General features: G+C 56.9%; 18 protein-coding genes. 14 read left to right on the forward strand and 4 right to left on the reverse strand.

What is annotated here, in order from left to right; genetic code table 11:
• From clpX to DXC18_RS00430, 3 genes are all read left to right on the forward strand, one after another.
• Positions 1–1,407, forward strand: a complete 1,407-nt coding sequence (gene clpX, locus DXC18_RS00420; protein WP_117715997.1) for an ATP-dependent Clp protease ATP-binding subunit ClpX — start codon at positions 1–3, stop codon at positions 1,405–1,407.
• Positions 1,408–1,694: 287 nt separating this feature from the next.
• Entirely contained in the window at positions 1,695–4,391 is a 2,697-nt protein-coding gene (locus tag DXC18_RS00425) for a valine--tRNA ligase (protein WP_117715998.1), read from the forward strand.
• A 279-nt stretch (positions 4,392–4,670) separates the two neighbouring features.
• Entirely contained in the window at positions 4,671–6,014 is a 1,344-nt protein-coding gene (locus DXC18_RS00430) for a folylpolyglutamate synthase/dihydrofolate synthase family protein (protein ID WP_117715999.1), read from the forward strand.
• A 349-nt stretch (positions 6,015–6,363) separates the two neighbouring features.
• Here DXC18_RS00430 and DXC18_RS00435 read toward each other — a convergent pair whose 3' ends face one another.
• The 4 genes from DXC18_RS00435 to DXC18_RS00450 all read right to left on the reverse strand — a co-directional run bounded on the left by DXC18_RS00435 (position 6,364) and on the right by DXC18_RS00450 (position 11,152).
• A complete protein-coding gene (locus DXC18_RS00435) occupies positions 6,364–7,452 on the reverse strand; it encodes a Xaa-Pro peptidase family protein (RefSeq protein ID WP_117629441.1) in 1,089 nt (362 codons plus the stop codon).
• A 467-nt stretch (positions 7,453–7,919) separates the two neighbouring features.
• Complete coding sequence (locus tag DXC18_RS00440; RefSeq protein ID WP_117629442.1) at positions 7,920–8,318, reverse strand: DUF1667 domain-containing protein; 399 nt, start codon at positions 8,316–8,318, stop codon at positions 7,920–7,922.
• 4 nt (positions 8,319–8,322) lie between these two features.
• Positions 8,323–9,672, reverse strand: coding sequence for an NAD(P)/FAD-dependent oxidoreductase (locus tag DXC18_RS00445; RefSeq protein WP_370445783.1), 1,350 nt, complete (start codon positions 9,670–9,672; stop codon positions 8,323–8,325).
• A 16-nt stretch (positions 9,673–9,688) separates the two neighbouring features.
• Positions 9,689–11,152, reverse strand: coding sequence for an NAD(P)/FAD-dependent oxidoreductase (locus DXC18_RS00450; RefSeq protein ID WP_117716001.1), 1,464 nt, complete (start codon positions 11,150–11,152; stop codon positions 9,689–9,691).
• Between the two features lie 786 nt (positions 11,153–11,938).
• Between DXC18_RS00450 and DXC18_RS00455 the strand changes: the two genes are divergently transcribed.
• The 11 genes from DXC18_RS00455 to DXC18_RS00505 all read left to right on the forward strand — a co-directional run bounded on the left by DXC18_RS00455 (position 11,939) and on the right by DXC18_RS00505 (position 23,699).
• Positions 11,939–12,370, forward strand: a complete 432-nt coding sequence (locus tag DXC18_RS00455; protein WP_055251579.1) for a zinc ribbon domain-containing protein — start codon at positions 11,939–11,941, stop codon at positions 12,368–12,370.
• Between the two features lie 252 nt (positions 12,371–12,622).
• Positions 12,623–14,386: a threonine--tRNA ligase gene (thrS, locus tag DXC18_RS00460; RefSeq protein ID WP_055251577.1), complete on the forward strand. Its 1,764-nt coding sequence runs from the start codon at positions 12,623–12,625 to the stop codon at positions 14,384–14,386.
• 326 nt (positions 14,387–14,712) lie between these two features.
• Complete coding sequence (locus DXC18_RS00465; protein ID WP_117716002.1) at positions 14,713–15,303, forward strand: hypothetical protein; 591 nt, start codon at positions 14,713–14,715, stop codon at positions 15,301–15,303.
• A gap of 99 nt (positions 15,304–15,402) precedes the next feature.
• Positions 15,403–16,185 carry a sugar transferase gene (locus tag DXC18_RS00470; protein ID WP_233508958.1) on the forward strand — a complete coding sequence of 261 codons (783 nt, stop codon included), beginning with the start codon at positions 15,403–15,405 and terminating at the stop codon, positions 16,183–16,185.
• Positions 16,178–16,822 carry a sugar transferase gene (locus tag DXC18_RS00475; protein ID WP_117716003.1) on the forward strand — a complete coding sequence of 215 codons (645 nt, stop codon included), beginning with the start codon at positions 16,178–16,180 and terminating at the stop codon, positions 16,820–16,822. The genes DXC18_RS00470 and DXC18_RS00475 overlap by 8 nt, the downstream gene beginning before the upstream one ends.
• Positions 16,819–17,937, forward strand: coding sequence for a glycosyltransferase family 1 protein (locus tag DXC18_RS00480; protein ID WP_199412152.1), 1,119 nt, complete (start codon positions 16,819–16,821; stop codon positions 17,935–17,937). The genes DXC18_RS00475 and DXC18_RS00480 overlap by 4 nt, the downstream gene beginning before the upstream one ends.
• Positions 17,937–19,163 (forward strand): glycosyltransferase family 4 protein, encoded by a 1,227-nt coding sequence (locus DXC18_RS00485; RefSeq protein ID WP_117716004.1) that lies wholly within the window; start codon positions 17,937–17,939, stop codon positions 19,161–19,163. Before DXC18_RS00480 ends, DXC18_RS00485 begins: the two co-directional genes overlap by 1 nt.
• On the forward strand, positions 19,156–20,277 hold the full coding sequence (locus DXC18_RS00490) for a glycosyltransferase (RefSeq protein WP_158551903.1): 1,122 nt from the start codon (positions 19,156–19,158) through the stop codon (positions 20,275–20,277). The genes DXC18_RS00485 and DXC18_RS00490 overlap by 8 nt, the downstream gene beginning before the upstream one ends.
• A 221-nt stretch (positions 20,278–20,498) precedes the next feature.
• The gene (locus DXC18_RS00495; RefSeq protein ID WP_199412153.1) at positions 20,499–21,602 is read left to right on the forward strand and encodes a hypothetical protein; all 1,104 of its coding nucleotides are present in this window, start codon (positions 20,499–20,501) and stop codon (positions 21,600–21,602) included.
• Positions 21,565–22,539 (forward strand): nitroreductase family protein, encoded by a 975-nt coding sequence (locus DXC18_RS00500; RefSeq protein WP_117716007.1) that lies wholly within the window; start codon positions 21,565–21,567, stop codon positions 22,537–22,539. Before DXC18_RS00495 ends, DXC18_RS00500 begins: the two co-directional genes overlap by 38 nt.
• A gap of 44 nt (positions 22,540–22,583) precedes the next feature.
• A complete protein-coding gene (locus DXC18_RS00505; RefSeq protein WP_117716008.1) occupies positions 22,584–23,699 on the forward strand; it encodes a polysaccharide pyruvyl transferase family protein in 1,116 nt (371 codons plus the stop codon).

Consider the following 23,699-nt stretch of genomic DNA (forward strand, 5'->3'; position numbering starts at 1 on the left):
ATGGCCGGTAACATGCAGGACAACTTTGACGAGAACGGCAACCCCATTCGCTGCTCCTTCTGCGGAAAAGAGCAGGGTCAGGTCCGTCGCCTCGTAAAGGGCCCGACCAACATCTTTATCTGTGACGAGTGCGTCGCCGCCTGTTCCGAGATTCTGGAGGAGTCGCTGGCTTCGGACTTTATGGATGCTGCCCGCAACGGCAAGCTGCCGGGCTTCCTCAACGACCACGGCCAGACTGCATCTCAGCCCGCCGTGGACCCCGAGACCGAGGGCTTTGAGCTCGAGGACGACCGCCAGGTCATCACGCACGTGCCGACGCCGCATGAGATCTATGACGAGCTTTCGGCCTATGTCATGGCTCAGGAGGACGCCAAGCGCGCCATGTCGGTGGCCGTGTACAACCACTATCGCCGCGTGATCGAGGGCGGTGCTGCGCTTTCAGCCTTTGACGACGGCTTGGACTCGCAGCTCGACGACGATATGGACGAGGTGGAGCTCGCCAAGTCCAACATCTTGCTGCTCGGTCCCACCGGCACCGGCAAGACCCTGCTCGCCCAGACGCTCGCGCGCATCCTCGAGGTGCCGTTTGCCATCGCCGACGCCACCGCGCTCACCGAGGCCGGTTACGTGGGCGAGGACGTGGAGAACATCCTGCTAAAGCTCATCAACGCCGCCGATGGCGATATTGAGCGCGCGCAGGTGGGCATTATCTATGTGGACGAGATCGACAAGATTGCCCGCAAGGCCGAGAACCTCTCCATCACCCGCGATGTTTCGGGCGAGGGCGTTCAGCAGGCGCTGCTTAAGATCCTTGAGGGCACGGTGGCAAGCGTTCCGCCCACCGGCGGCCGCAAGCATCCCCAGCAGGAGCTGCTGCAGATCGACACGACCAACATCCTGTTCATCTGCGGCGGTGCCTTTGTGGGCCTGGATAAGATCATCGCCGACCGTGTTGGCAACAAGGGCGTGGGCTTTAACTCCGAGATCGCCGGCCCCACTTCGGTCGACGAGAACGACCTGCTGCGTCAGGTGCTCCCGCAGGACCTCAACGCCTTTGGCATGATCCCCGAGTTTGTGGGCCGTACGCCCGTCGTCACCCAGACGCAGGCGCTCGACGAGGACGATCTGGTGTCGATCCTGACCGAGCCCAAGAACGCCGTGGTGCGCCAGTACCGTAAGATGTTCCAGCTCGAGGACGTTGAGCTTGAGTTTGAGGACGCCGCCCTGCACGAGATCGCCCGCATGGCGCTTGCCCGCAAGACCGGCGCCCGCGGTCTGCGCTCCATCTGCGAGGACGTGCTGCAGCAGACGATGTTCGACCTCCCCAGTGAGGAGGGCGTTACCAAGGTCGTCGTGACCGAAGCCTCCGTAAAGGGCGAAGAACAGCCCCAACGCATCTACGGCTAGACCTGCCTAAAACGTGCTTGCAAATAGCCTCCGACCACCCGCGGTCGGAGGCTATTTTATATAAACGCAATAACCCCAACTACCTGTGTTATTCTGTGTGTTTGTTTAAGCCTCAGCGAAGTCAATTCAGACTGAAGTAATCGATACCTAAGGGGAGGAATGTAGGCCCGATTTTCGTAGATTCCGCACGAGCCGAAGACCACTTAATGTGGTCTTCGAGCGAGCCCAGGACCTGACCGAGCGAAAATCGGGCCTACATTCCTCCCCGACGGGCAAGGGAGAGATATATGGAAGAAATGCCCAAGAACTACGATCCGTCGACCAACGAGCCGGCGATCCTGCAGAAGTGGCTCGACGGCGGCTACTACAAGCGCCGTGAGGGCGTGGGCGACTGCACCGTCACCATTCCGCCTCCCAACGTGACCGGCAAGCTTCACATGGGCCATGCCACCGACGACTCCATCCAGGACGCCATCATCCGTATGGCTCGCATGCGCGGTAAGTCCACGCGCTGGGTGCTCGGCACCGACCACGCCGGCATCGCCACGCAGACTAAGGTCGACAAGAAGCTCAAGAGCGAGGGCATCAGCCGCCTGGAGATTGGCCGCGACAAGTTTGTCGACGCCTGCTGGGACTGGACTCACGAGTACGGCGGCATCATCGTCGAGCAGATCAAGCGCATGGGCTGCTCCGTCGACTTCGACAACGAGCGCTTCACCATGGACGAGGATTACGCCCAGGCCGTGCGTAAGGTCTTCTGCGACTGGTACCACGACGGCCTGATTTATCGCGGCAAGCGCATCGTCAACTGGTGCCCCAACTGCACCACCGCCATCTCGGACGACGAGGCCGAGTACAAGGACGAGAAGGGCCACCTGTGGCACCTGCGCTACCCGCTGACCGAGCCGGTCAACGGCCAAGATTACATCGTCGTCGCCACCACGCGCCCCGAGACCATGCTTGGCGACACGGGCGTCGCCGTTTCCCCGAAGGACCCCGAGAAGGCCGCCTTTGTGGGTAAGACCGTCAAGCTCCCCATCGTCGACCGCGAGATTCCCATCTTTGAGGATTGGCATGTCGACGCCAACTTTGGCTCCGGCTTCGTTAAGGTCACCCCGGCCCACGACCCCAACGACTACGCCATGGGTCAGGCCCACGACCTGCCGCAGATCAACATCTTCGACGAGCACGCGGTGGTCGTCGAGGGCTACGGCGAGTTTACCGGCATGAACCGCGATGAGTGCCGCGAGGCGGTCGTCAAGTGGTTTGACGAGCACGGTCTGCTCGACCACGTCGAGGAGCTCGACCACTCCGTCATGCACTGCTACCGTTGCGACTCCGCGCTGGAGCCGTGGCTGTCCGAGCAGTGGTTCGTCGCCGTCGACAAGCTCAAGGGGCCGGCGCTGGACGCCGTCAACTCCGGCAAGGTCACCTTCCACCCCGCGCGCTGGACGCAGACCTACACCACCTGGATGGAGAACCTCAAAGACTGGTGCATCTCGCGTCAGCTGTGGTGGGGCCACCGCATCCCCGTGTTCTACTGCGAGGACTGTGGCTGGGAGGACGCCCTTACCGAGGACACCGACGTGTGCCCCAAGTGCGGCGGCCATCATGTGCACCAGGACGAGAACGTGCTGGACACCTGGTTCAGCTCGCAGCTGTGGACCTTTGCCACGCAGGGCTGGCCGCAAAAGCCGGAGCTCCTCGAGGGCCATCACCCCACGACGGCGCTCGTCACCGCGCGCGACATCATCGCGCTGTGGGTCGCCCGCATGGTCATGAGCTCGCTGTATTTCTTGGACGAGGTGCCGTTTAAGGACGTCGTCATCTACCCGACGATTCTTGCCAAGGACGGCAGCCGCATGTCCAAGTCCAAGGGCAACGGCGTTGACCCCATGGACCTCATTGGTATGTACGGTGCCGACGCCATGCGCTTCAACCTGCTCACGCTGTGCACCAACAACCAGGACGTCAAGTTCGACGCGAACATCGACAAGAAGACCAAGAAGCTCATCGACAGCCCGCGCACTGACCAGGCCAAGTCGTTTGTGACCAAGATCTGGAACGCCAGCCGCTTCCTGCTTATGAACATGGAGGGCTACACGCCCGGCGAGCCCGTCGTGGAGACGCCTGCCGACGCGTGGATGTTCAGCCGCCTGGCCAAGGCTGTCAAGATGGTTACCGAGGGCATCGAGCAGTACACCTTTGGCGATATGGCCCGCGGCGTGCAGCAGTTCTTCTGGAACGAGGTCTGCGACTGGTACGTCGAGGTCACCAAGGCCCGCCTGAAGGGCGAGGGCCGTCTGCAGGCGCAGCGCAACCTGATCTTTGTGCTCGATACCTCCATTCGCCTGATGCACCCGCTTATGCCGTTCGTTACCGAGGAGATCTGGGACAACATGCCGGCGAGCGTGCTCGATTTGGATGCCGAGGGCAACGTGGACCGCGCCGAGGCGCTCATGATCGCCAAGTGGCCCGAGCCCGCCGACTACGTCAAGTACGTTGACGAGCCCGCCGAGCGCGCGTTTGAGCTGTGCCGTACCGTCGTGTCTGCCGCCCGCGCCACGCGTTCGCGTTATCGCTTGAGCCCCAAGGCCGAGCTCGACGTGGTCGTGCGCGCCGGTGCCGAGGACATCGAGAAGCTCGAGAGCTTGCGCTCCACGATTGAGCCGCTGGCAAACACGGCTTCGCTGGTCATGGGTACCGACGTTGAGAAACCGGCCGCGAGCATTGCCGTGGTCGATAGCGGCGTCGAGGTCTTTGTGGTGCTCGAGGGCAAGGTCGACCTTTCGGCCGAGAAGGCGCGCCTGGAGAAGGAGATCGCCGCGGCCCAGAAGGAGCTTGCCGGCTGCGAGAAGACGCTCGCCAACGAGGGCTTCGTGGCCAAGGCCGCGCCCGCGGTGGTCCAAAAGAAGAGGGACCGTGCGGCTGAGCTCAAGGAGATCCTGGCGGCGCTGACCTCGCAGGTTGCTGACTTCTCGTAAGCGGTACTGGGGGCGCGTCCCGACGCTTTGCTCTCCGCTGCGGACAGTCCTGCGCAAGACGGACAGCACATTAAGTGCTGTCCTTTGCGTGCGGAACTTGCGGCGAGCAAAGCGTCGGGCCGCTCCTAGTGCGGTTACGTGGTTGTTTGCATCTGGCGTGTTAGGGCCACTTGGTTGTGGCCTTGATCTCGCTGCAAGCGGATAGAGGCTGATATTGTCAACGCGAGGGGCTCATTCTTTTTGGTGGGCCTCTTTTTCTGTTATGGGGGACTTTGGGTTATGGCTAAGCGTTCTGGGTCGTATGTCGTTCCTTTCTCGTTTGAGTTGCTTTCGTTTGATGAGGCTGTTGGGCTGGCTGCTGATACGGGGCGGATTTCTGGGGATGCTGGTCCTCTGCTCGAGACGGTTGTCGATATGCTCGATGAGCTGGGGCGTCCGGACGAGTACTTTGATTGCATTCAGGTTGCCGGTACTAATGGCAAGACTTCGACTACGCGTTTTTCGGCTGCTATTCTTCGCGGCGAGGGGCTCAAGACCGCGCTGTATACGTCGCCGCAGCTGGTGCGCTATCCCGAGCGCATGGAGGTCGATGGGCGCGTCGTGAGCGATGAGGCCTTTGCTCGTGGCGTTTCTGCCGCCGTCGAGGCGGGGCATCGCGTGAATGCCCGTCGTGTGGCGGCGGGGGAGCGCGCCTATACCATCACGCCGTTTGATCTGTTGACGGCCGCCGCGCTTGTAGTGTTTGCCGAGGCTGCGGTGGATGTTGCCGTGCTTGAGGTTGGCATGGGCGGACGCTGGGATGCTACGAGTGCGACCGATCCCGTGGCCGTCGCCATTACGGGCATTGGACTCGACCATACGAAGGTCCTGGGCGATACGCTCGAGGCCATCGCGGGGGAGAAGGCTGCGGTTATTAAGCCTGGGCGCCTGGTTGTTTTGGGCGAGGGTACGCATGAGGCGAGCGTTCAGCGCGTGATGGATGCCCGTTGCCGTGAATGCGGTGTGGTGCCGCTCGTGGTGAGTCACGCCACGACTAAAGTGCCGGCGCATGTGGGCGACACGGTTGAGTTTAGCTGCACCACGCCGCGTGCGATTTATACGTCGAGCATGGTCAAGCCGGCCTATCAGCCGCAGAATGCCGCGTGCGCGATTATGCTTTGCGAGGGGTATCTGGGTCGTGAGCTCGACCACGATGCGCTGGATGAGTCGCTTATGGGTTGCCCCACACCGGGTCGCTTTGATGTGCTGGGAACCGATCCGCTTAAGTTGATTGACGCCTGTCATAATCCCCAGAGCTGCGAGAACTTTGTGAGCGCGCTGGACGAGATCGATCCGTGCGTGGAGAACCGCCCCACGCTGCTGTGTGCCGCGCTGGCCGATAAGGACGTGGCGGGTATCGTTGACGTTCTGGTTCCGGCATTCCCCCGCGTGGTCGTGACCCAGACCGATTCCGATCGCGCCCTGCCGGCAGAGGAGCTCGCCTCCCTGGTGGACGCCGACAAGCTCGCGGGCGTGTACCCCAGTGTATCCGAGGCCCTCGCGGCTTTCGATGCCGCGGGCGAGCCTTTCGTAGCAGCCGGTACCATCACCCTAGCCGGCGAAGTAGCGTGGCTGCTCCGTTAACCCATCCCCTCATCAGTTGCGGTGAAATACGGACTGTTTTACAAGCCAGAAGCCTCAAACGGTCCGTATATCACCGCAACTCAAAAGCAGTCAATTTGGGACGGGGCTTTTTTGGCTGCCCTGCGCCTCGAGTTGACTTGCTCGCCACGAAATGGGCCTATTTACTACGTTTGACCGGTAACCCTCGACCATACCGAGAATTGCGAAATCAAAACCGCAGGTAAAGGGCTTGCCAGTTTTGCGAAAACACGGGTATGGTCGACCCACGCGGGCTAAACGTAGTAGATAGGCCGTTTTTGTGGCGGCATTCATGTGATGCGGCAAAGGGACAGCCCCTTTGCCGCATTGCCTAGTCTAAGCGGACCGGATCGTGGGGGTAGGCGTTGAGAATCTCGACGCCGTTCTCGGTCACCAGGGCTAGGTCCTCGATGCGGACGCCGGTGTGACCGGGGAGGTATATACCCGGTTCGATAGAGAACGTCATGCCCGGCTCTACGACCTGCTCGTTGGCGAGCGAGACATCGCCCGGCTCGTGGTCTTGCAGACCGATTGAGTGACCCAGACGGTGCGTAAAGTACTGCCCATAGCCCGCATCCTCAATCACGTCGCGTGCGGCGCGGTCCAAGTCGCACATACGAACGCCCGGCGTGATGAGCGCCTCGGCGGCCTCGTTGGCGCGGCGCACGATGTCGTAGACGTGCGCGGTCTCCTCGTCCGGCTGGCCCCAAAAGAACGTGCGTGTCATGTCCGAGCAGTAGTTGTGACGGCGTCCGCCAATGTCGAACAGCACCACGTCGCCATGCTTGAGCACGGTATCGTCGGGTTCGTGATGCGGGTCGCCGGCGTTGGCGCCAAAGCTCACGATGGGCGGAAAGCTAAAGCCCTCGCAGCCGTGCTTGCGGTACAGGCCGAGCATCTGGTCGGCGATTTCGCGCTCCGTCACGCCCTCGTGGACGAGTTTGATGGCATCGGCCATCACGGCGTCGTTGGCGGCCGAGGACACGCGCATAAGCTCCTGCTCGGCGGCATCCTTGTAGGTGCGCGCGGCGGTGACGGCAAAGTCACCCAGGAAAAACTCGCTTGCGGCGTGGTGCTCTATGAGCGGCATCAAAAAGCCGGAACGCATGACAGTGTCGACGCCAAGCGGCTTGGCTGGGTCGATCTCACTCGCGATGGCGTCGGTCACGACGTCGGTGTCGTTGTGGTAGGCCACGCGGGCATTGTCGTACTCGGGCAGCTGATGCAGGGCGTTAATCAAGATTACCGGCTCGGCATCGCGTGCGAGCAGCACGCCGCAAAAACGCTCGAACATATCGGCATAAAAGCCGGTCAGGTAATAGATCGACCACGGGTCGTTTACGAGCAGCTGCGCGCCGGGGTGCTGAGCCTCGAGCGCATCGAGCACGCGCGCCACACGCTGGTCATCGACATGTGCCATACATCGTCCTTTCGCTAGGTTGCCACCATGGTATCCCCAATGCCGGCGTAGTCAATTTGGGACGGGGCTATTTTAGCTGCATCAAACATGCGGAATGATAGGTAAAAGTAGTCATAAGAGGGTCGTCCCAAATTAGCTGCTTTCAAAACTATGGCGGATTACGGGGCTGGACCTGTATTACTTGACCATGGGAAAAATCGCGAAATTAAAACCGCAGGTAGACGGCTTATCAAAAATCGAAAAATGCCGGTATGGATGGGGGTCTCCGAATCAGCCCCGTAATCCGGCATAGTTTTGAAATGGCACTAAAGTAGGCACAATCTAAATATCGATCCCAAGGCAAGTTGCGGTGGAATAGTTCCTGGATGCCGGGGTTTTGGCGGAAATCAGGAACTATTTCACCGCAATTGAGGAGGGGCGGGGTGGATGGCGGGGTAGCTAAAAGAGCCCCGTCCCAAATTAGCTGCTTAGGCTGGGTCGATGTCCATGCTGGCGATGAGGTCGATGCCCGTGTTGAGGGGGTCTTCCAGAACGACGTCGCCCATGCGGATGGGGGCCTCGACGACCACGCCGCGGATGAGGTCCATCGCCTGGGCATGGAGTGCCAGCGGGATGGCTTCGGCCGTGCGCACGGGCAGCAGCGCCTCGTCGCCGCCGGATACGGCAACGGTGGTGGTGAGCACGCGCATGGGACAGGTGAGCTCCTGATGTGCAAACTTATCACCGCGCGGGCAGCTGTTGCCGGTTACGGAGCGTACCTCTACCACGGCGCCGTCTGCGCTGCGCTCGACCTCCACGGTCAGGAGGCACTCGGAGGGGCAGGTGGTGCAGTTGAACTGCAGCGTTTCAATCGCGTTTGTGCTCATGACTCTACGCCTCCTCAACGGGGTCGACGGACAGGACTATCTCGCTAACGCCCAGGTCGAGTGCGCGCTGAATTACCTTTGCCGGTAGTGGGAAGCTCTCCATTACGCTCGGTTTAAACGGGCGGACCTTGCCTGCAAACAGCTCCTCGTCGCCTGCCAGAATGCGCACGCGGGCAGCATCGACCGGCCGACGTACGCGGAAGTTGAGCTTAGTGAGTGACACGGCCGTGATGCGTCCCGGCAGTGCGTAGCCTGCGATGCCAGCGGGGGAGACCGTGAGCTGGCAGCCCACGCCCGCCACTCCCGCCGCGGTGCCGACAGCCCCCAACGCCCACGCCGCCGCAGCCGCACCGGCACGTTCGGACTCGGTCGTCACGTTGTCGGCCAGGTCGTGCACGTGCAGCACGTTGCCGCAGGCAAATATGCCCGGCACGCCCGTCTGCAGGCTCTGGTCCACCACGGCACCGCGCGTACGTGGGTCCAGCTCCACACCCGCGGCAACCGAAAGCTCGTTTTCGGGAATCAGGCCCACCGAAAGCAGTAGCGTGTCGCACGGAACAACACGCTCGGTCCCCGGAATGGGTGCTAGGTGCTCGTCGACCTGACTCACCTCGACGGCCTCCACACGATCGTGCCCGATCACACGCGTGACCGTGGTAGACAGATGCAGTGGAATGCCAAAGTCTTCTAGGCAGTTCTTAACATTGCGACGCAGGCCGTTGGCGTACGGCATGAGCTCGTACACACCCTCGACGGAAATCCCCTCGAGCGTGCAGCGGCGCGCCATGATCAGCCCGATGTCGCCCGAGCCCAAAATGACGGCGCGCGAGCCGGGTTTGAGGTTCTCGATATTGATGTATCGCTGCGCTAGGCCGGCCGTAAACACGCCGGCGGGTCGGCTGCCGGGGATCTTGATCTCGCTGCGCGTGCGCTCGCGGCAACCCATGGCAAGGACGACCGCGCGCCCGATGAGCTGCAGCATACCGGTGGGGCTCATGAGCGTGACGGTGTGGACCGCGGCGTCTTCCGCGGACTCGCCCGAATCAACCCCTATCACCATGCTGTCCAAGAACAGCGCAATGTTGGTCGCGCGCACCTGGTCGATAAAGCGATGCGCGTACTCGGGACCGGTGAGTTCCTGCTTAAAGTGCGACAGTCCAAAGCCCGGGTGAATGCACTGTCGCAGGATGCCGCCCAGATGCTGCTCGCGCTCCACGATGGCCACGTGCGCGCCGGCCTTGTGCGCGGCAAGCGCGGCTGCCATACCGGCGGGGCCGCCTCCGATGACGACCACGTCGAAGGTCTGCGTCGACACTGGCGCTGCGGTTCCGGTCTCCGCGCGTTCGTCGCGCATATCAAACGTCGCCATCCTAGCGCACCCCCTTTAGCGGTCCCTCGACCAGCCAAGATCCGGCATCCTCCAACAGCACTTCGCTGGGGTCGCAGCCCAGCTCGCGGGCAAGGATCGCAACCACGCGGCTCTGGCAAAAGCCGCTCTGGCACCGACCCATGCCCGCACGGCAGCGCCGCTTGACGCCCTCGACCGAAACCGCACCCGGGCGGCGTCGAATCGCGGCCACGATCTCGGCCTCGGGCACCGTCTCGCAGCGGCAGACGATCTGCCCCCATGCGGGGTCGGACTCAATGAGCTCCTCCTTGCGTGCAAGCGGCGCACGGTCGAAGTCGTCCGGCGCGTGTCGAATCGGATCCCAATCGGCCCGTTCGCGCAAAGCAACGCCCGCCTCGCGCATCACGTGCTCCATGCGCTCGGCAATGGCCGGCGCGCTCGCCACGCCTGGCGACTGAATGCCCGCCGCCTGGAACAGGCCTGGCACCACGGCGGACTGCCCAATAAAGAAGTCGTTTGTTCCCTTGATGACCGGACGCCCGCCGGCAAATGCGCGTACCACGCGACGCGTGTCCAGATCGGGCACCAGCTTGCGTGCTCCCGTCAGCAGCGCGTTCACATCGCTTGCGTAGGTCTGCGTGTCGCCCGGCTCGCGCACGGCAGCCGTCGCGGTGATCACGGTGTTGCCGTGGACCGTGCCCGTGACGATTACGCCCTTGGACACTGGCGTGGGCACGGGGTAGAGCGGCATGAGCGCGCGCGGCTCCTTGTCCAGCACCACGATGTTGCCCTGGCGCCAGACCATCTGGAACTCCTCGGCGCCCGCCATATGCGAGATGTCCGCTGCACCGTTGCCCGCGGCGTTGATCAGATAGCGGCAGCGCACATCGCCGACAGGCGTCACCAGCGTAAAGTGCGCAGCCCCGTCGGTAGCCTCGCCGCCGGCAACCTCAATTGCTTCCACCGGAGCCGACCGAATAAACGTCACGCCGTTGGCCACGGCGTTCTCCAGCGCAGCGATGGCGACCTCAAACGGATCCACAAAGCCAGTGGAGGGACACCACAGCGCGCACGTCGCCTCGGCACTCGCGCGTGGTTCCAGCTCGCGGATGCGCTCGGGGCCGATAATCGACAGTTCGGGCACGCCGTTGGCCACGCCATTCTGGCGCAGCTTCTCCAGGTGTGCGCGGTCTTCGTCGTTAAACCCCAGCACCATCGACCCGGTGCGGCGGAACAAAAATCCAAGCTCCTGGGCCCACGTGCCATATAGCTCGCAGCCGCGGGCGTTGACCTGCGCCTTTACGGTGCCCGGCGCCGGATCGTAGCCGGCGTGTACCAGGCCGCCGTTGGCCTTCGATGCGCCCAGGGCGACATCGTTGGCCGCCTCGACCACGCAAATGGTCAGGTCATAGCGCGCGAGTTGCCGCGCAATGGCACACCCGGTGATGCCCGCGCCCACAACCGCGATATCAAACGTTTCTGTCACAGTGCCTCCCAGACAAGTTGACAGGCTGTCAATAGGACTATGCTACGGTCTGCAGACCCCCAGTGCAGCGGCAATGCGGCGAACAGCCCCACTGCATCCGCCAACGGCAGGCGTGGGCCGGCTCAGCACGGATGCCGGCCACGTTAGAACGCGAGATCTTCCCGCCCAACCTCGCGGTCTGCGCCGTTACCTGTTACAGATTGAGATGTTGAGTCCACAGGCGCACGTTCTTCTCGATCTGTAACAGTAAGAACTGTTTTTGGGTTCCAGATGTTACAGTTCGAGATTTAAGTTGGGGAGAGAATGGTTTGTCTCAATCTGTAACATCTGGGACTGTATTTGCCGAGTAACTGTTACAGATTGAGACATTCGGTGCGGACGGTTTTCTTTGTCTCGATCTGTAACAGTTAGCTGAGGATTTGGGTTCTAGATGTTACAGATTGAGACAAACCTTCCGACGGATTTTGAAGGTCTCGATCTGTAACAGTAAGAGAGGAAATTCGGCCTCAGTTGTTACAGATCGAGATTGAAGCCAGCGAGGGGATGTTTTGTCTCGATCTGTAACATTTGGACCCGATTTTGCCGAGTAACTGTTACAGGTCGAGATTGAAGTCGGGGAGGGGCCCCTGTGTCTCAATCTGTAACATCTAGACCCGGATTCCGCCTCCATCTGTTACAGATTGAGATGTTTGTGTCCGCACCAGCCCCGCCCCTAGCCGTGGTCCCATATAAACAAACCCCGTGGTAAACTTGACCGGAGTGTTAATATCCCGAAAGGTACCCGTAATGTCCAAGTACATCTCCGAGCTCATGTCGCCGCAGCTTATGGGCGTCGTCTACGCCTTCGTTGGCTTTATCATCGCCCTGTATGTGCTGTCGGTCGTCTATGTGTTCATCGACGCTCGCCGCCGCGGCGCCAGCGCCTACGTGGCATGGGGCATCATCGCCCTCATCCCGTTTGTGGGCCTCATTGCCTACCTGGTCCTGCGCCCGCACTCCTACGCGTCCGATCGCGAGGAGCAGGAGCTGGACATGGCCCTGCGCGAGCGCCAGCTTGCCCAGTACGGCACCTGTCCGCAGTGCGGCGCGCCCATCGAGAAGGACTTCGTCGTCTGCCCGGTGTGCGATACCCAGGTTCGCAACGTGTGCCCCAGCTGCCATCGCCCGCTCGATGCGCACTGGAAGGTCTGCCCCTACTGCCGAACTCGCATCCAGTAACGCATCCATCGCCGGGCCGGCCGCAAGCTAGGGGCACCGCGCGTCCCGCGCAAGCCACGGGCACGCCGCAAGCCACGCGCGTCCCACACCCCGCGCCCACACGATGAAGCATGCGTAGAAAATCGCCCGCCGTGCCATTAAGGTGCGGCGGGCGCTTGTATACCAAGGTAACCTGCCTATAATGATGCAAGTTAAAACGCCGAGCGCATCGCACGCACTTGCATCAGGCATCCGAGAGGAGAAAACATACCCATGAAGGCACTCTACAATGACGGTTCGGTGGCCGAGCTCCCGCAGGACGAGGTCACGCACGTCATCCGCCACTCCGCCGCGCACATCATGGCGCAGGCCATCAAGCGCCTGTACCCCGAGGCCGACTTTGCCTACGGCCCCGCGACCGACAACGGCTTCTACTACGACGTCGACCTGCCCGAGGGCGTCAAGATCAGCGAGGACGACTTCCCCGCGATCGAGGCCGAGATGAAGAAGATCGTCAAGGAGAACCTCAAGTTTTCCGTGTACGAGAAGCCCCGCGCCGAGGCCATCGCCCTTATGGAGGAGCGCGGCGAGAAGTACAAGGTCGAGCACATCGGCGACCTGGACGACGACGCCCGCATCACCTTCTACCAGCAGGGCGACTACATCGACATGTGCGTCGGCCCCCACATCTGCTACACCAAGGCGCTCAAGGCCTTTAAGCTCACCGGCGTCTCGGGCGCTTACTGGAAGGGCGACAAGGACAACAAGATGCTCACCCGCATCAACGGTGTCGCCTTTGCCACCAAGGAGGAGCTCGACGAGCACATGCACATGCTGGAGGAGGCCAAGAAGCGCGACCACCGCAAGATCGGCCGCGAGATGGACCTCTTTATGATGCGCGACGAGGCCCCCGGCTTCCCGTTCTTCCTGCCCAACGGCATGATCCTTAAGAACACGCTGCTTGACTACTGGCGCGAGATTCACCACAAGGCCGGCTACGTGGAGATCTCCACGCCGCTCATCATGAACAAGCAGCTGTGGAAGACCTCGGGCCACTGGGACCACTACAAGGACAACATGTACTCCACCGTCATCGACGACGAAGAGTACTGCATTAAGCCTATGAACTGCCCGGGTGGCGTGCTGGTGTACGCTTCCAAGCCGCACTCCTATCGCGAGCTGCCCATCCGCGCTGGCGAGATTGGCCTGGTGCACCGCCACGAGCTGCGCGGTGCCCTGCACGGCCTGTTCCGCGTGCGCTGCTTTAACCAGGACGACGCCCACCTGTTTGTGCGTCCCGACCAGCTGACCGACGAGATCGTGGGCGTGGTCAACCTCATCGACTCCGTGTACCAGAAGTTTGGCTTTAAGTACCACGTTGAGCTTTCCACCCGCCCCGAGGACTCCATGGGTTCGGACGAGGACTGGGCTCGCGCCGAGGAGGGCCTGCGCACCGCTCTGGAGAAGCTGGGCATGGACTACGAGGTCAACGAGGGCGACGGCGCCTTCTACGGCCCCAAGATCGACTTCCACCTGGAGGACTCGCTCGGCCGTACCTGGCAGTGCGGCACCGTCCAGCTCGACTTCCAGATGCCGCTCAACTTTGACCTGGAGTACGTGGACGCTGACGGCACCAAGAAGCGCCCCATCATGCTGCATCGCGTATGCTTTGGCTCCATCGAGCGCTTCATTGGTATTCTGATTGAGCACTTTGCGGGCAAGTTCCCCACCTGGCTGGCTCCCGTGCAGGTCAAGGCGCTTCCCGTGTCTGAGAAGAGCCGCGACTACGCCCACGAGGTGTGCGCCAAGCTGGAGGAGGCCGGCATTCGCGTGGTCTGCGACGATCGCGACGAGAAGATCGGCTACAAGATCCGCGAGGCCCGCAGCATCGACCGCGTGCCCTATATGCTCATCCTGGGCGAGAAGGAGGTCGAGGCCGGCAACATCTCCGTCCGCGATCGCTCCAACGAGACCGTTCAGATGAGCGTTGACGAGTTTGTTGCCAAGGTGACCGAGGAGATCAAGACCCGCGCCTAAGGCAAACTTCACAACAATTAATAAAGGCGACCGTCCACAAAGGGCGGTCGCCTTTTTTCTTACCAAAATAAGAAAAGCCGCTGGTTGAGCGGCTTTTTTTGTTGCACAAAAAGGTACAGGTTTTTATAGAGGGGTATGGAGATGTACCTACTAGCAGTACATTTTGAGTAATCTGGGCAAACGCTGATTAATTGCTTGTATAATGTCATCTGTCGAAAGATACAAAAACCTGTACTTTTGCGACTGCGCCTAGCTGCGAGCGAGAAGCCTGTTCTAAACGCCCCTGCATTTGCGTACATCGCAAAGCCAAAAGAGGGGGCGAGAACATGGAACAGATGGCACGGCGCCAAGAGCAGCTGCCTGGCGCATTTAACGGCGCCACCACCAAAAGCCAGCACGACCGCGTCCGCTGGTATCTGATCCACACCCCCCATGGAAAAGAGCGCGAGACCTGCGAAAAGGTTCGCCGCATTATCCCGCACAACTTGATGCAGGACGCTTTTGTGATGCAAAAGGAGTTCTGGTTTAAGCGGGACGGTGCATGGTCGCTCCAAACCAAACCCATGTACAAGGAATATTTCTTCGTCGTCACGCACGATGCCGCCGCGCTCGATAGAGCTTTGGCCCAGTTGAGCTTTGGCTGTCGCATCGCCGGCAGTAGGGAGCGGGCGTACATGCCCATGCCGGACGATGCGCAGGATTGGTATTGCAGCGTGCTCGACGACGACGGCGTGGTGCGCAACAGCGTCGCCCGCATAGAAGGCGGCGTGTTGCACATAGAGCAGGGCCCCTTGGTGGGGCAAGAGGCACGTGTTAAAAAGATCGACCGCCATAAACGCTGGTGCCTGGTAGACGTGGGCGAAGGCGACTCCGCATTTAGGGAGTTACTTCCGCTCGACGTGCCCAGCAAAACGTAAGGGAGACGTTGCACCGGCTAATCATTCGTTTTTTGAATTCATGGACGGGGGGTTCCTGGGGACAGGGACGTATGTTTTATCGTGACTGCTAATAAAGAAGTGACAGAGAGCAATGCGCCCGCAGGGGCGGCGTTGATTGCTCAGGCCATTGGCCGGCGCGAGGGCGCCGGCAGCTACAAGGCTATGCAATCCATCATGGACTGGGACAACTCGCGCCTGGCCTATCGCTCTATCAAGCGCGCGTTCGACATCGTGTTCAGCGGCTGCGCGTTGGCCGTCATCGCCGTGCCCAGCTTGGTGCTGGCCGCGGCCATCCGCCTGGAGAGCGAGGGCAACCCGTTCTACAGCCAGATTCGCGTGGGCCAGACCCACCGCGACGGCAGCCTGTCCACCTTCCGCATGTGGAAGTTCCGATCCATGTACAAGGACGCCGATGAGCGCCTCGCCGAGCTCAAGGGGCAAAACGAGATCGCCGGCGCCATGTTCAAGATGAGGGAAGACCCCCGCGTCACCAAGATCGGCAAGTTCATCCGCAAGCACTCCATCGACGAGTTCCCGCAGTTCCTGAATGTGTTCCTGGGTCAAATGTCCGTCGTGGGCCCGCGCCCGCCGCTGCCCAACGAGGTGGCCGAGTACACGGAGTTCGACCTGCAGCGCCTTGCCGTCAAGCCCGGTATCACCGGCTGGTGGCAGGTTACGGACCGCAACGACACCGACTTCGACGGCATGGTCCGCCGCGACCTTGAGTACATCGCCAAGCGCGGGGTGGCCACCGACTTGAAGATCGTGGCGCTCACGGTCGTCGAAATGATAACGGGGGGGGTGCCTGCTAGAGGCATCTCCCGAGACTTTTCCGTTGGCGGGGTGCTAGCCCATGCCTAGGAAACCAACGGGAACCCTCTTCTATCGCATATGCAAGAGAACGTTCGATATAGCCTTCAGCGCCGGGTGCACCGCGGTGCTGGCGATTCCCATGGCCTGTGTCTGCGCCGCAATCTGCGCGGAGTCCCCGGGCTGCCCGGTCTACACGCAGGAGCGCGTGGGCAGGGGAGGCCGGGTGATCCGTGTGCTTAAGCTCCGCAGCATGGTCTCTGATGCAGGTGATGTGCAGAAGTACCTGAGCCCCGAGCAGCTGCACCAGTGGGAGTTGGAGCGCAAGGTCGATAACGACCCACGCATCACAAAGGTGGGCCAGTTCATCCGCAAGTGCTCCATCGACGAGGTGCCGCAGTTCCTCAACGTGCTCAAGGGCGATCTGTCGGTCATCGGCCCGCGCCCAATCACGCGCGACGAGCTGGAGCAGCACTTCACCGACGAGGAGAGGGAGGAGCTGCTGAGCGTCACCCCGGGCATTACGGGCCTGTGGCAGGCCACCGACCGCAACGCCGCGACCTTCGAAAGCGGCCAGCGCCAGAAGATCGAGCTCAATTATGTGCGGAACCGCTGCTTCCGCATGGACTGGAAATGTTTCACCGGCACCTTCGGTGCCATGTTTGGAAAAAGGAGGACCGGGCGATGAGTCAAGGAGAACCCATCCGCGTCGCCCAGGTCGTGGGCAAGATGCTTGGCGGTGGCGTTGAGGCCGTCGTCATGAATTACTACCGCCATATCGATCGCGGCAAAGTGCAGTTTGACTTTCTTGTTGATTCCGATTCGACGCTTGTTCCGCGCGAAGAAATTGAATCCCTCGGTGGCAGGGTCTTTGAGATTCCGCCCTATCAGCATGTAGCCGAATACCAACGAGAGCTCCAGCGCCTCTTCAAACAAGAGGGATGGAAGATTGTTCACAGCCACATTAATGCGCTTTCAGTCTTTCCTCTCCGTGCGGCAAAGAAGGCTGGCGTTCCTGTACGTATTGCCCATAGCCACTCTACGAGCGGCAAGGGTGAGTATGCCAAGAACGCCCTTAAGGCTGTGCTGAAAACTCAATCAAATCTGTACCCGACCCACCGTTTTGCGTGTAGCAAATTTGCTGGTGAATGGTTATTCGGTAAAGCTGCACACTTCGAGGTCGTGTACAACGCAATCGATTTGGACCGCTTCCGCTTCAATGCGGAGGCTCGCGCGCAAGCGCGAGCCGACCTGGGCCTCGTCGGTAACCAGTTCGCCATTGGACATGTGGGACGTTTTACTGCTCAGAAGAACCATGCGTTTTTGATCGACGTTTTTACTGAGGTCGCAAAACGCCGCGACGATGCTGTCCTGTTTCTTGTCGGCACCGGCGAAGCCGGGGCCTCCGTAAAGGCCTTGGTGGACGAACGCGGCCTTACCGATCGCGTTAAGTTTTTGGGACAGAGAAACGATGTCAATCGTTTGTACCAGGCGTTTGATGCGTTCGTTCTGCCAAGCCTTTACGAAGGCCTGGGCCTCGTCGGCGTCGAGGCACAGGCCTCTGGCCTGCCGTGTCTGCTGAGTGATGCGATTACGCGCGAAGTGGACGTAACGGGGGAATGCAAGTTCTTGTCGATTGACAGCCCTGTTGTGTGGGCCGATGAGATTTGCTCTCTTTCAAAAAAGCCTGATGAGGAGCGCGATTCCACTCTTCCCGGTTCATTTGCAAATTACGACATTGAACAGCAGGCCGATTGGCTTTTGAGGCGATATTTGCATCTAGCAAACGGAGACATAAATTGATGGACAAAAGAGTCAAAAACGTCATTATTGTTGATGATACGGCTGATAATTTTGGCGGTACCGCCCAAATCGCTTACATCACCGCCGTGGTTCTCCGTGACCGCGGGTATAACGTTGTTTACTTTGCTGGTTGCGGGCCAATTCATAGTCGACTTGACGATTTCAAGGTTGTTGTTGCAAATGAACAGCCTTTTCTCGAGTCAGTTAACAAGATTGCCGGTGCCCTTAGTGGCCTGCACAGTAAAAAATCTTACGATAGGTTTTGCGCCTTATTAAGCCAATTCAATCCTGATGACACTGTCGTACATGTTCATTCCTGGACCCATGCTCTTTCATCTTCAATTTTTGATGCTATTGCCGATTCTGGCTTCAAGGTCCTCGTGACGCTTCATGAGTATTTTCTTGTATGTCCTAATGGTGGGTTTTACGATTACAAGAAGCATAGAATCTGCCATTTGAAAGCATGCTCCGCAAAGTGCATTCGATGCAATTGCGATAAGAGGAGCTATGCGCAGAAGCTGTATCGAGTGGTTCGCATCGCTCTTCAAAATCGTTCAATTAAGCGTGCCCATCCAAAATTTTGTTATCTTTCGGATTTTACCTATGGCATTATGCGTGGCAGTGAATTTGATGATGGCATGCCGTGCATTCTTCCCAATCCTATTTCTGTTGAAGGGGAGCTTTCGCTTGGTGTGCCATCTGAAAAGAACGGCTATTTGTTTGTGGGCCGTTTTGATAAGGAGAAGAATCCCGAGCTGTTTTGTAAGGCGCTTTCTTCTCTGGGCTTGCCAGGAACATTATGTGGATCCGGTCCTGAGTTCGAGAGACTAAGAGATGCTTACCCAAACCTAAATTTTTTGGGTTGGTGTGATAAAGATGTACTCGCAAACCAGTTCAAATCAAATAAGGCTTTGGTGATGACTTCATCCTGGTACGAAGCTTCTCCTTTAGTATGCCTTGAAGCCATGTTTGCCTCTGGCATTCCATCAATTGTTCCCGAGACCTGTGGAGCTATTGCATATATCAGGGATGGCGTAAATGGTCTTCTATTTAAAAATGGCGACGTTTCCTCTCTTTGTGAGGCGATTTCTAAACTAGAAGACAGTAATTATTACGAAATGCTTTGCGAGTCAACCAGACGCTTGTTGCCTTCTCTTCAAGAAGACCGAAGCTATGAGACTTACGCAAATCGAGTTAGCAATCTTTACGAGGAGCTTTATGTTTAAGAGGGTTATATATATTGTTAAGTCCGACTTGGCGTTCTATCCCCCCTGTATGTCACAAATAAGAATGATTAAAGATTTGGGCGTACAGATTGAAGTTTGGTTTGGTTCCAGCAAGGATACGGCTAAGGAAATACTAAAAGGCGAGGGTATTCCTTTTGCGGAGCTCGTTGATCCGCATCTGAGCGTTGGCGGAAAATTGGATACATTGAATAACTGGTCTCATTTCCGCAAAGCCGTTCTCACTCGACTAAAAAAAGAGCCAATGGATTACCTTATCTGGTTTGGAACTGCTGAATCTGTGCTTCCGCTTTACGGGGCACTTTCCGGTATTCCTTATGTGGCCACGGCGCTTGAGCTGTGTGATGATCAACCGACAAAAGAACGACTATTTGCGGCGGTTTGTCGCAAGGCTCTTGCAGTTACGTGCTGCGAGTTAAATCGTGCCTACTATATGAAAATTAAATGGGGTCTGAATTCGCTCCCCTCAGTTTTTCCGAATAAGCCATACGGGCTTAAAGCAGGTGAAATCCCCTCTGTTTCAACAAACGATACAAAGCAGATTTTAGATGAACTTGACGGAAGAAAGATCCTTCTTTACCAGGGGCTATTCCAGCGTCCTGAATATGTTGCGCCCATTGCTGAGGCTCTCCGTATGATGGAGTCTGATTACGCTTTCGTTCTTATGGGAAAAGATCGCTACGGTACGACTGAACGAATGAAGGAGATTTACCGGGATACTTTTGTGTATGGTTTTGTTCCAGCGCCAAAGCATTTGGAAATTACAGCTAGGTCGCGAATTGGCGTTGTGCTTTATGATGACACATCGCTTAATAAAGCCTTTTGCGCGCCTAATAAAATATATGAGTATGCAGCATTTGGCCTCCCTACGCTTGCCAATCGTTTGCCGGGCTTGGTTTCAACTGTTGAGGCCAGCGGCAGCGGTAAGTGCGTTGACTTTGAACCCGAATCAATAGCCGACGCTATTAAGCAAATCGATCATGAATATAGTCAATTTAGATCCTGTGCATATGATTTCTTTAATGGAACAGATAATCTTGCTGTTATGAAATCGCTGCTGCAGAGTCTTGGTGCATTTGACGAGGCGGACGATTAATGGAGCTTTGGCGAGTTGCCCTTGACTGGATGCTGATCCTGCTTTCTTCATTTTATTTGTGCGTAATTTATAATCGATTAATTATGAAGTCACAGGTTTCTATTGCAAACTATGTATATTTAATTTTATGGGCGTTCTGTTGCCTACCTATTTTGCTCGATTATGCAATTGGTAGGCCAAGTTACCAGACAGTTTACTGGTATAAACCTTTTATAGCCCCAATGGCCAATGACTATGTGTCGGCCATTTATGACCTCTTGCTTATATCGGCCTGCACTTCATTGTTTTTCTACTCAAATTACTATCAAAAAAAGAAGATTAAAGTTCAAAAACAATGGGGAGGGGCGTTATTTGACAATAAAGTTGTAATGTGTCTGTTTATTATCTCTCCATATTTATATATTTTGCTTACCGGCAATGTCAGCTCTTATCTAACTTATGGTGACTCGGTTTCTCGTGGAGTTGCGTCTAGCGGCGTAAGTATGATCGTTGCGGAACTGCTTCTGTTAAGTGTAATTTCTTTTTGCTCCCTGTTCTTTCGTCAGGACAGGTTGGGGACGGTCGCCAATTTAGTTCTTATTGTCTGTTACTCGATTGTTACTGGTTGGATTTCTGGCAAACGATTCATGCTTGCGATATTAATTGTCCTGTATCTGTTTTTCTATCTAAGAAGAAATCCTGCTCTTGAACAGAGAAAAAAGTTGAGGGTCTTCTTTCCGCTCGCGCTTTGCGCGCTCCTTTTCTTCTCATCCTTTTATCTAATTGTTGTTCGACCATTGCGGGATACGGGTTTCAATAGCGTCTATGAGATGCTCCGCGTTGATTTTGGCAGAGATGATGTTACAAAATATGTAATCTATCATGAGTTCTTTTTAGGTGATCATATACTCGATTATTACGGTCAGTCGTTTCTCTCGACACTATTTATTTGGGTCCCTAGATCATTTTGGCCTAGCAAACCATATCAGGATTACCAATACTTAACATCTTCAATTCTAGGATTGCCAATATCCGAGCTTCCGGCTGGCACAACGCCATGCTGGTTCGAGATGTGCATCATTAACTTCTCATACTTTGGTCTTCTCTTGAGCTGTGTGCTGATCGTTGCCCTTTGCCATCTTACGGACTGTGTAAAAAGCGCTTCGACAGAAGCGATGCTATTCGTTGTGATTCTTGCCTTGCTCACGCAGAGTATTGATGTATATCTCGTTTTTGTTTTCCTCATTGTCCTCCAAAAAGTAATTAGTTTCGTTATACCGACAAACAACACGCGTCTTAGGAGTGGGTATGGACATAAAGACTGCAGTACTGCCTGCATACAATAAAATTCGAAGATTGTCGTTTGCTGTTAAATCGAATCGCTTGCTTGCTTGCGAAGACTTTAGGTCTTTAGACACCTTGTACAGAGACTCTCTTCTTATTGCTCATTCTTTCGAGAAGGCTCTTTGTATCGAGGGCTGCCGCAATGATTTTGGAACACAAAAGGCCGACCGTCTCCTTGATTATTTAACACTTGCAGCAAAAGATCCTTCTTTTGATAATCATTCATATGCTTTTACCGAGTCCATGGCGGCACTTGAGAACTGGCTTGTTCGTCGAGCTCAGCTTGGACTTGATTGCTCTAAATGGCAGCCTGGTTTTGAATCGCTCGCTGAACAAACTTCATATGAAGTTGGCCGAATTGACTTGAGTGATAGGGCTGGAATTGTTTCCGATTCTTTTGCTTCTGTCTCTGATTGCGATAAGAATGCGATCAATTTTATTAACGGGAGACATAGTGTTCGGTCATTTGATTCGGCCCCTGTTCCTCAGGAAACGCTGACGCAAGTTGTTGAGCTTGCGCAGAGCGCGCCTTCGGCGTGCAACCGCCAACCAAGCCGTGTGTATTTTTCCGGAACAAAATCTGCTCAGGTTGTCTCCGCTGCCGTGCGTGGCAATAAAGGGTTTGAGCAATCAATTTTCCAATGGGCAGTTATTACTGCTGATACTTCCCTGTTTTCCTGTGCCGAATATGACCAATGGTTTATCAACGGCGGCATCTATCTCCAGTCCTTTGTTTTGGCTTTAAAGGCCTATGGGATTGGTTCATGTATTTTCCAGTGGGTTGTTGGTGACTCGGGAAAAGAGATGCGCTCGTCCTTAGGCATTTCAGCAAATGAAGTGATCATTGCGGTCGTCGGATTTGGCTATCCAAAAGAAACGTTCGCGAGACCCGTTGCTTGGAGAATGCCTGTTTCCGAAGTCGCGTGTTGGGCAGATTAACGTTGGAATGCTCGCTGGAGTAATATTTGATTGGGAATTATTAAATGAAAATTGGAATTATTACCTACCATTTTGCCCGCAACTACGGTGCGATCTTGCAGTGCTACGCACTGCAAGAGCAGCTTTGCTCCATGGGTCATGATGTTTGGGTGCTTAACTATCAAAATGTTCGTCAGGAGCGCAATAACTCCCTTCATCACAAAAGGGATGGTTTTCTATCAAATTTAGCGGTTAATGTCGCGTTGCTTCCTTTTGAACTTAAAAGGCGCTCTAAGGAGCGTAAATTTGCTGAATACGAGTCGTCTCACCTTCACTTGACGCCTCGGTTTTACGCTATTGAAGAGATGCGCGACTTTGTTAATAAGGAAGGTTTTGACCTTCTTATCTCTGGCAGTGACCAAGTTTTCAATCCTAATATTGCGGATTTCGATGAAGCATTCCTATTTCCCTTTGAAACGTCGGCTCGTAAGGGCAGTTTTGCGGCAAGTCTCGGCAGCGCTACTGAAACTGAATTAGCTCCCTTTTCAGATGACCTAGCTTCTTTCGATGTCCTCTGTGTAAGAGAGAATACTGATGCGCCCGTGGTTAATCGCTTATGTGGGCGGTCGCCCGAGGTGGTTGACGACCCCGTGTTCCTTTTGGATTCAAAGCGTTGGGCTCAAGCTGTTGATACTTCGGTTGAAGACCGTGGGTATGTTTTGGGCTACTACATTAATAAAGAGGCTTCTGTTCGATATTTGGAGCTTACTGAGCAGGTTGCATCTGAGCTTGGATTGCCCTTGAAGGTTATAAATGTGCGTTATGGGCGGGACTCATTTAAGCCCGAGATGATTACTGATGCTGGCCCTGAGGATTTCCTTAAGCTATTCGCGGGCGCTTCTTTTGTCTGTACGGACTCTTTCCATGGAACGGCGTTTTCACTGCTATTCGGAAAGCGTTTTGTGTCTTTTGAACCCAAATCAAATTCTAGCGACTTCCGCAAGAGGGATCTATTAAGCAAGGTAGGAGAACCTTGGAGAAGCGTTGCGGTCGATTCTACTTCTGCGAGCGCCCTTGTCAGTGAGTTGTGTGGGCGTTCTGCTCCCGCTGCTCAAGATGGAATCGGGCGTGTTCGCGAGGCACAACTGCTGTTCCTCGAGAAGATGACGAAGGAGAATTAG

Origin of the sequence: Collinsella sp. OM08-14AT (assembly GCF_003438115.1) — a bacterium.
Taxonomy (GTDB): domain Bacteria; phylum Actinomycetota; class Coriobacteriia; order Coriobacteriales; family Coriobacteriaceae; genus Collinsella.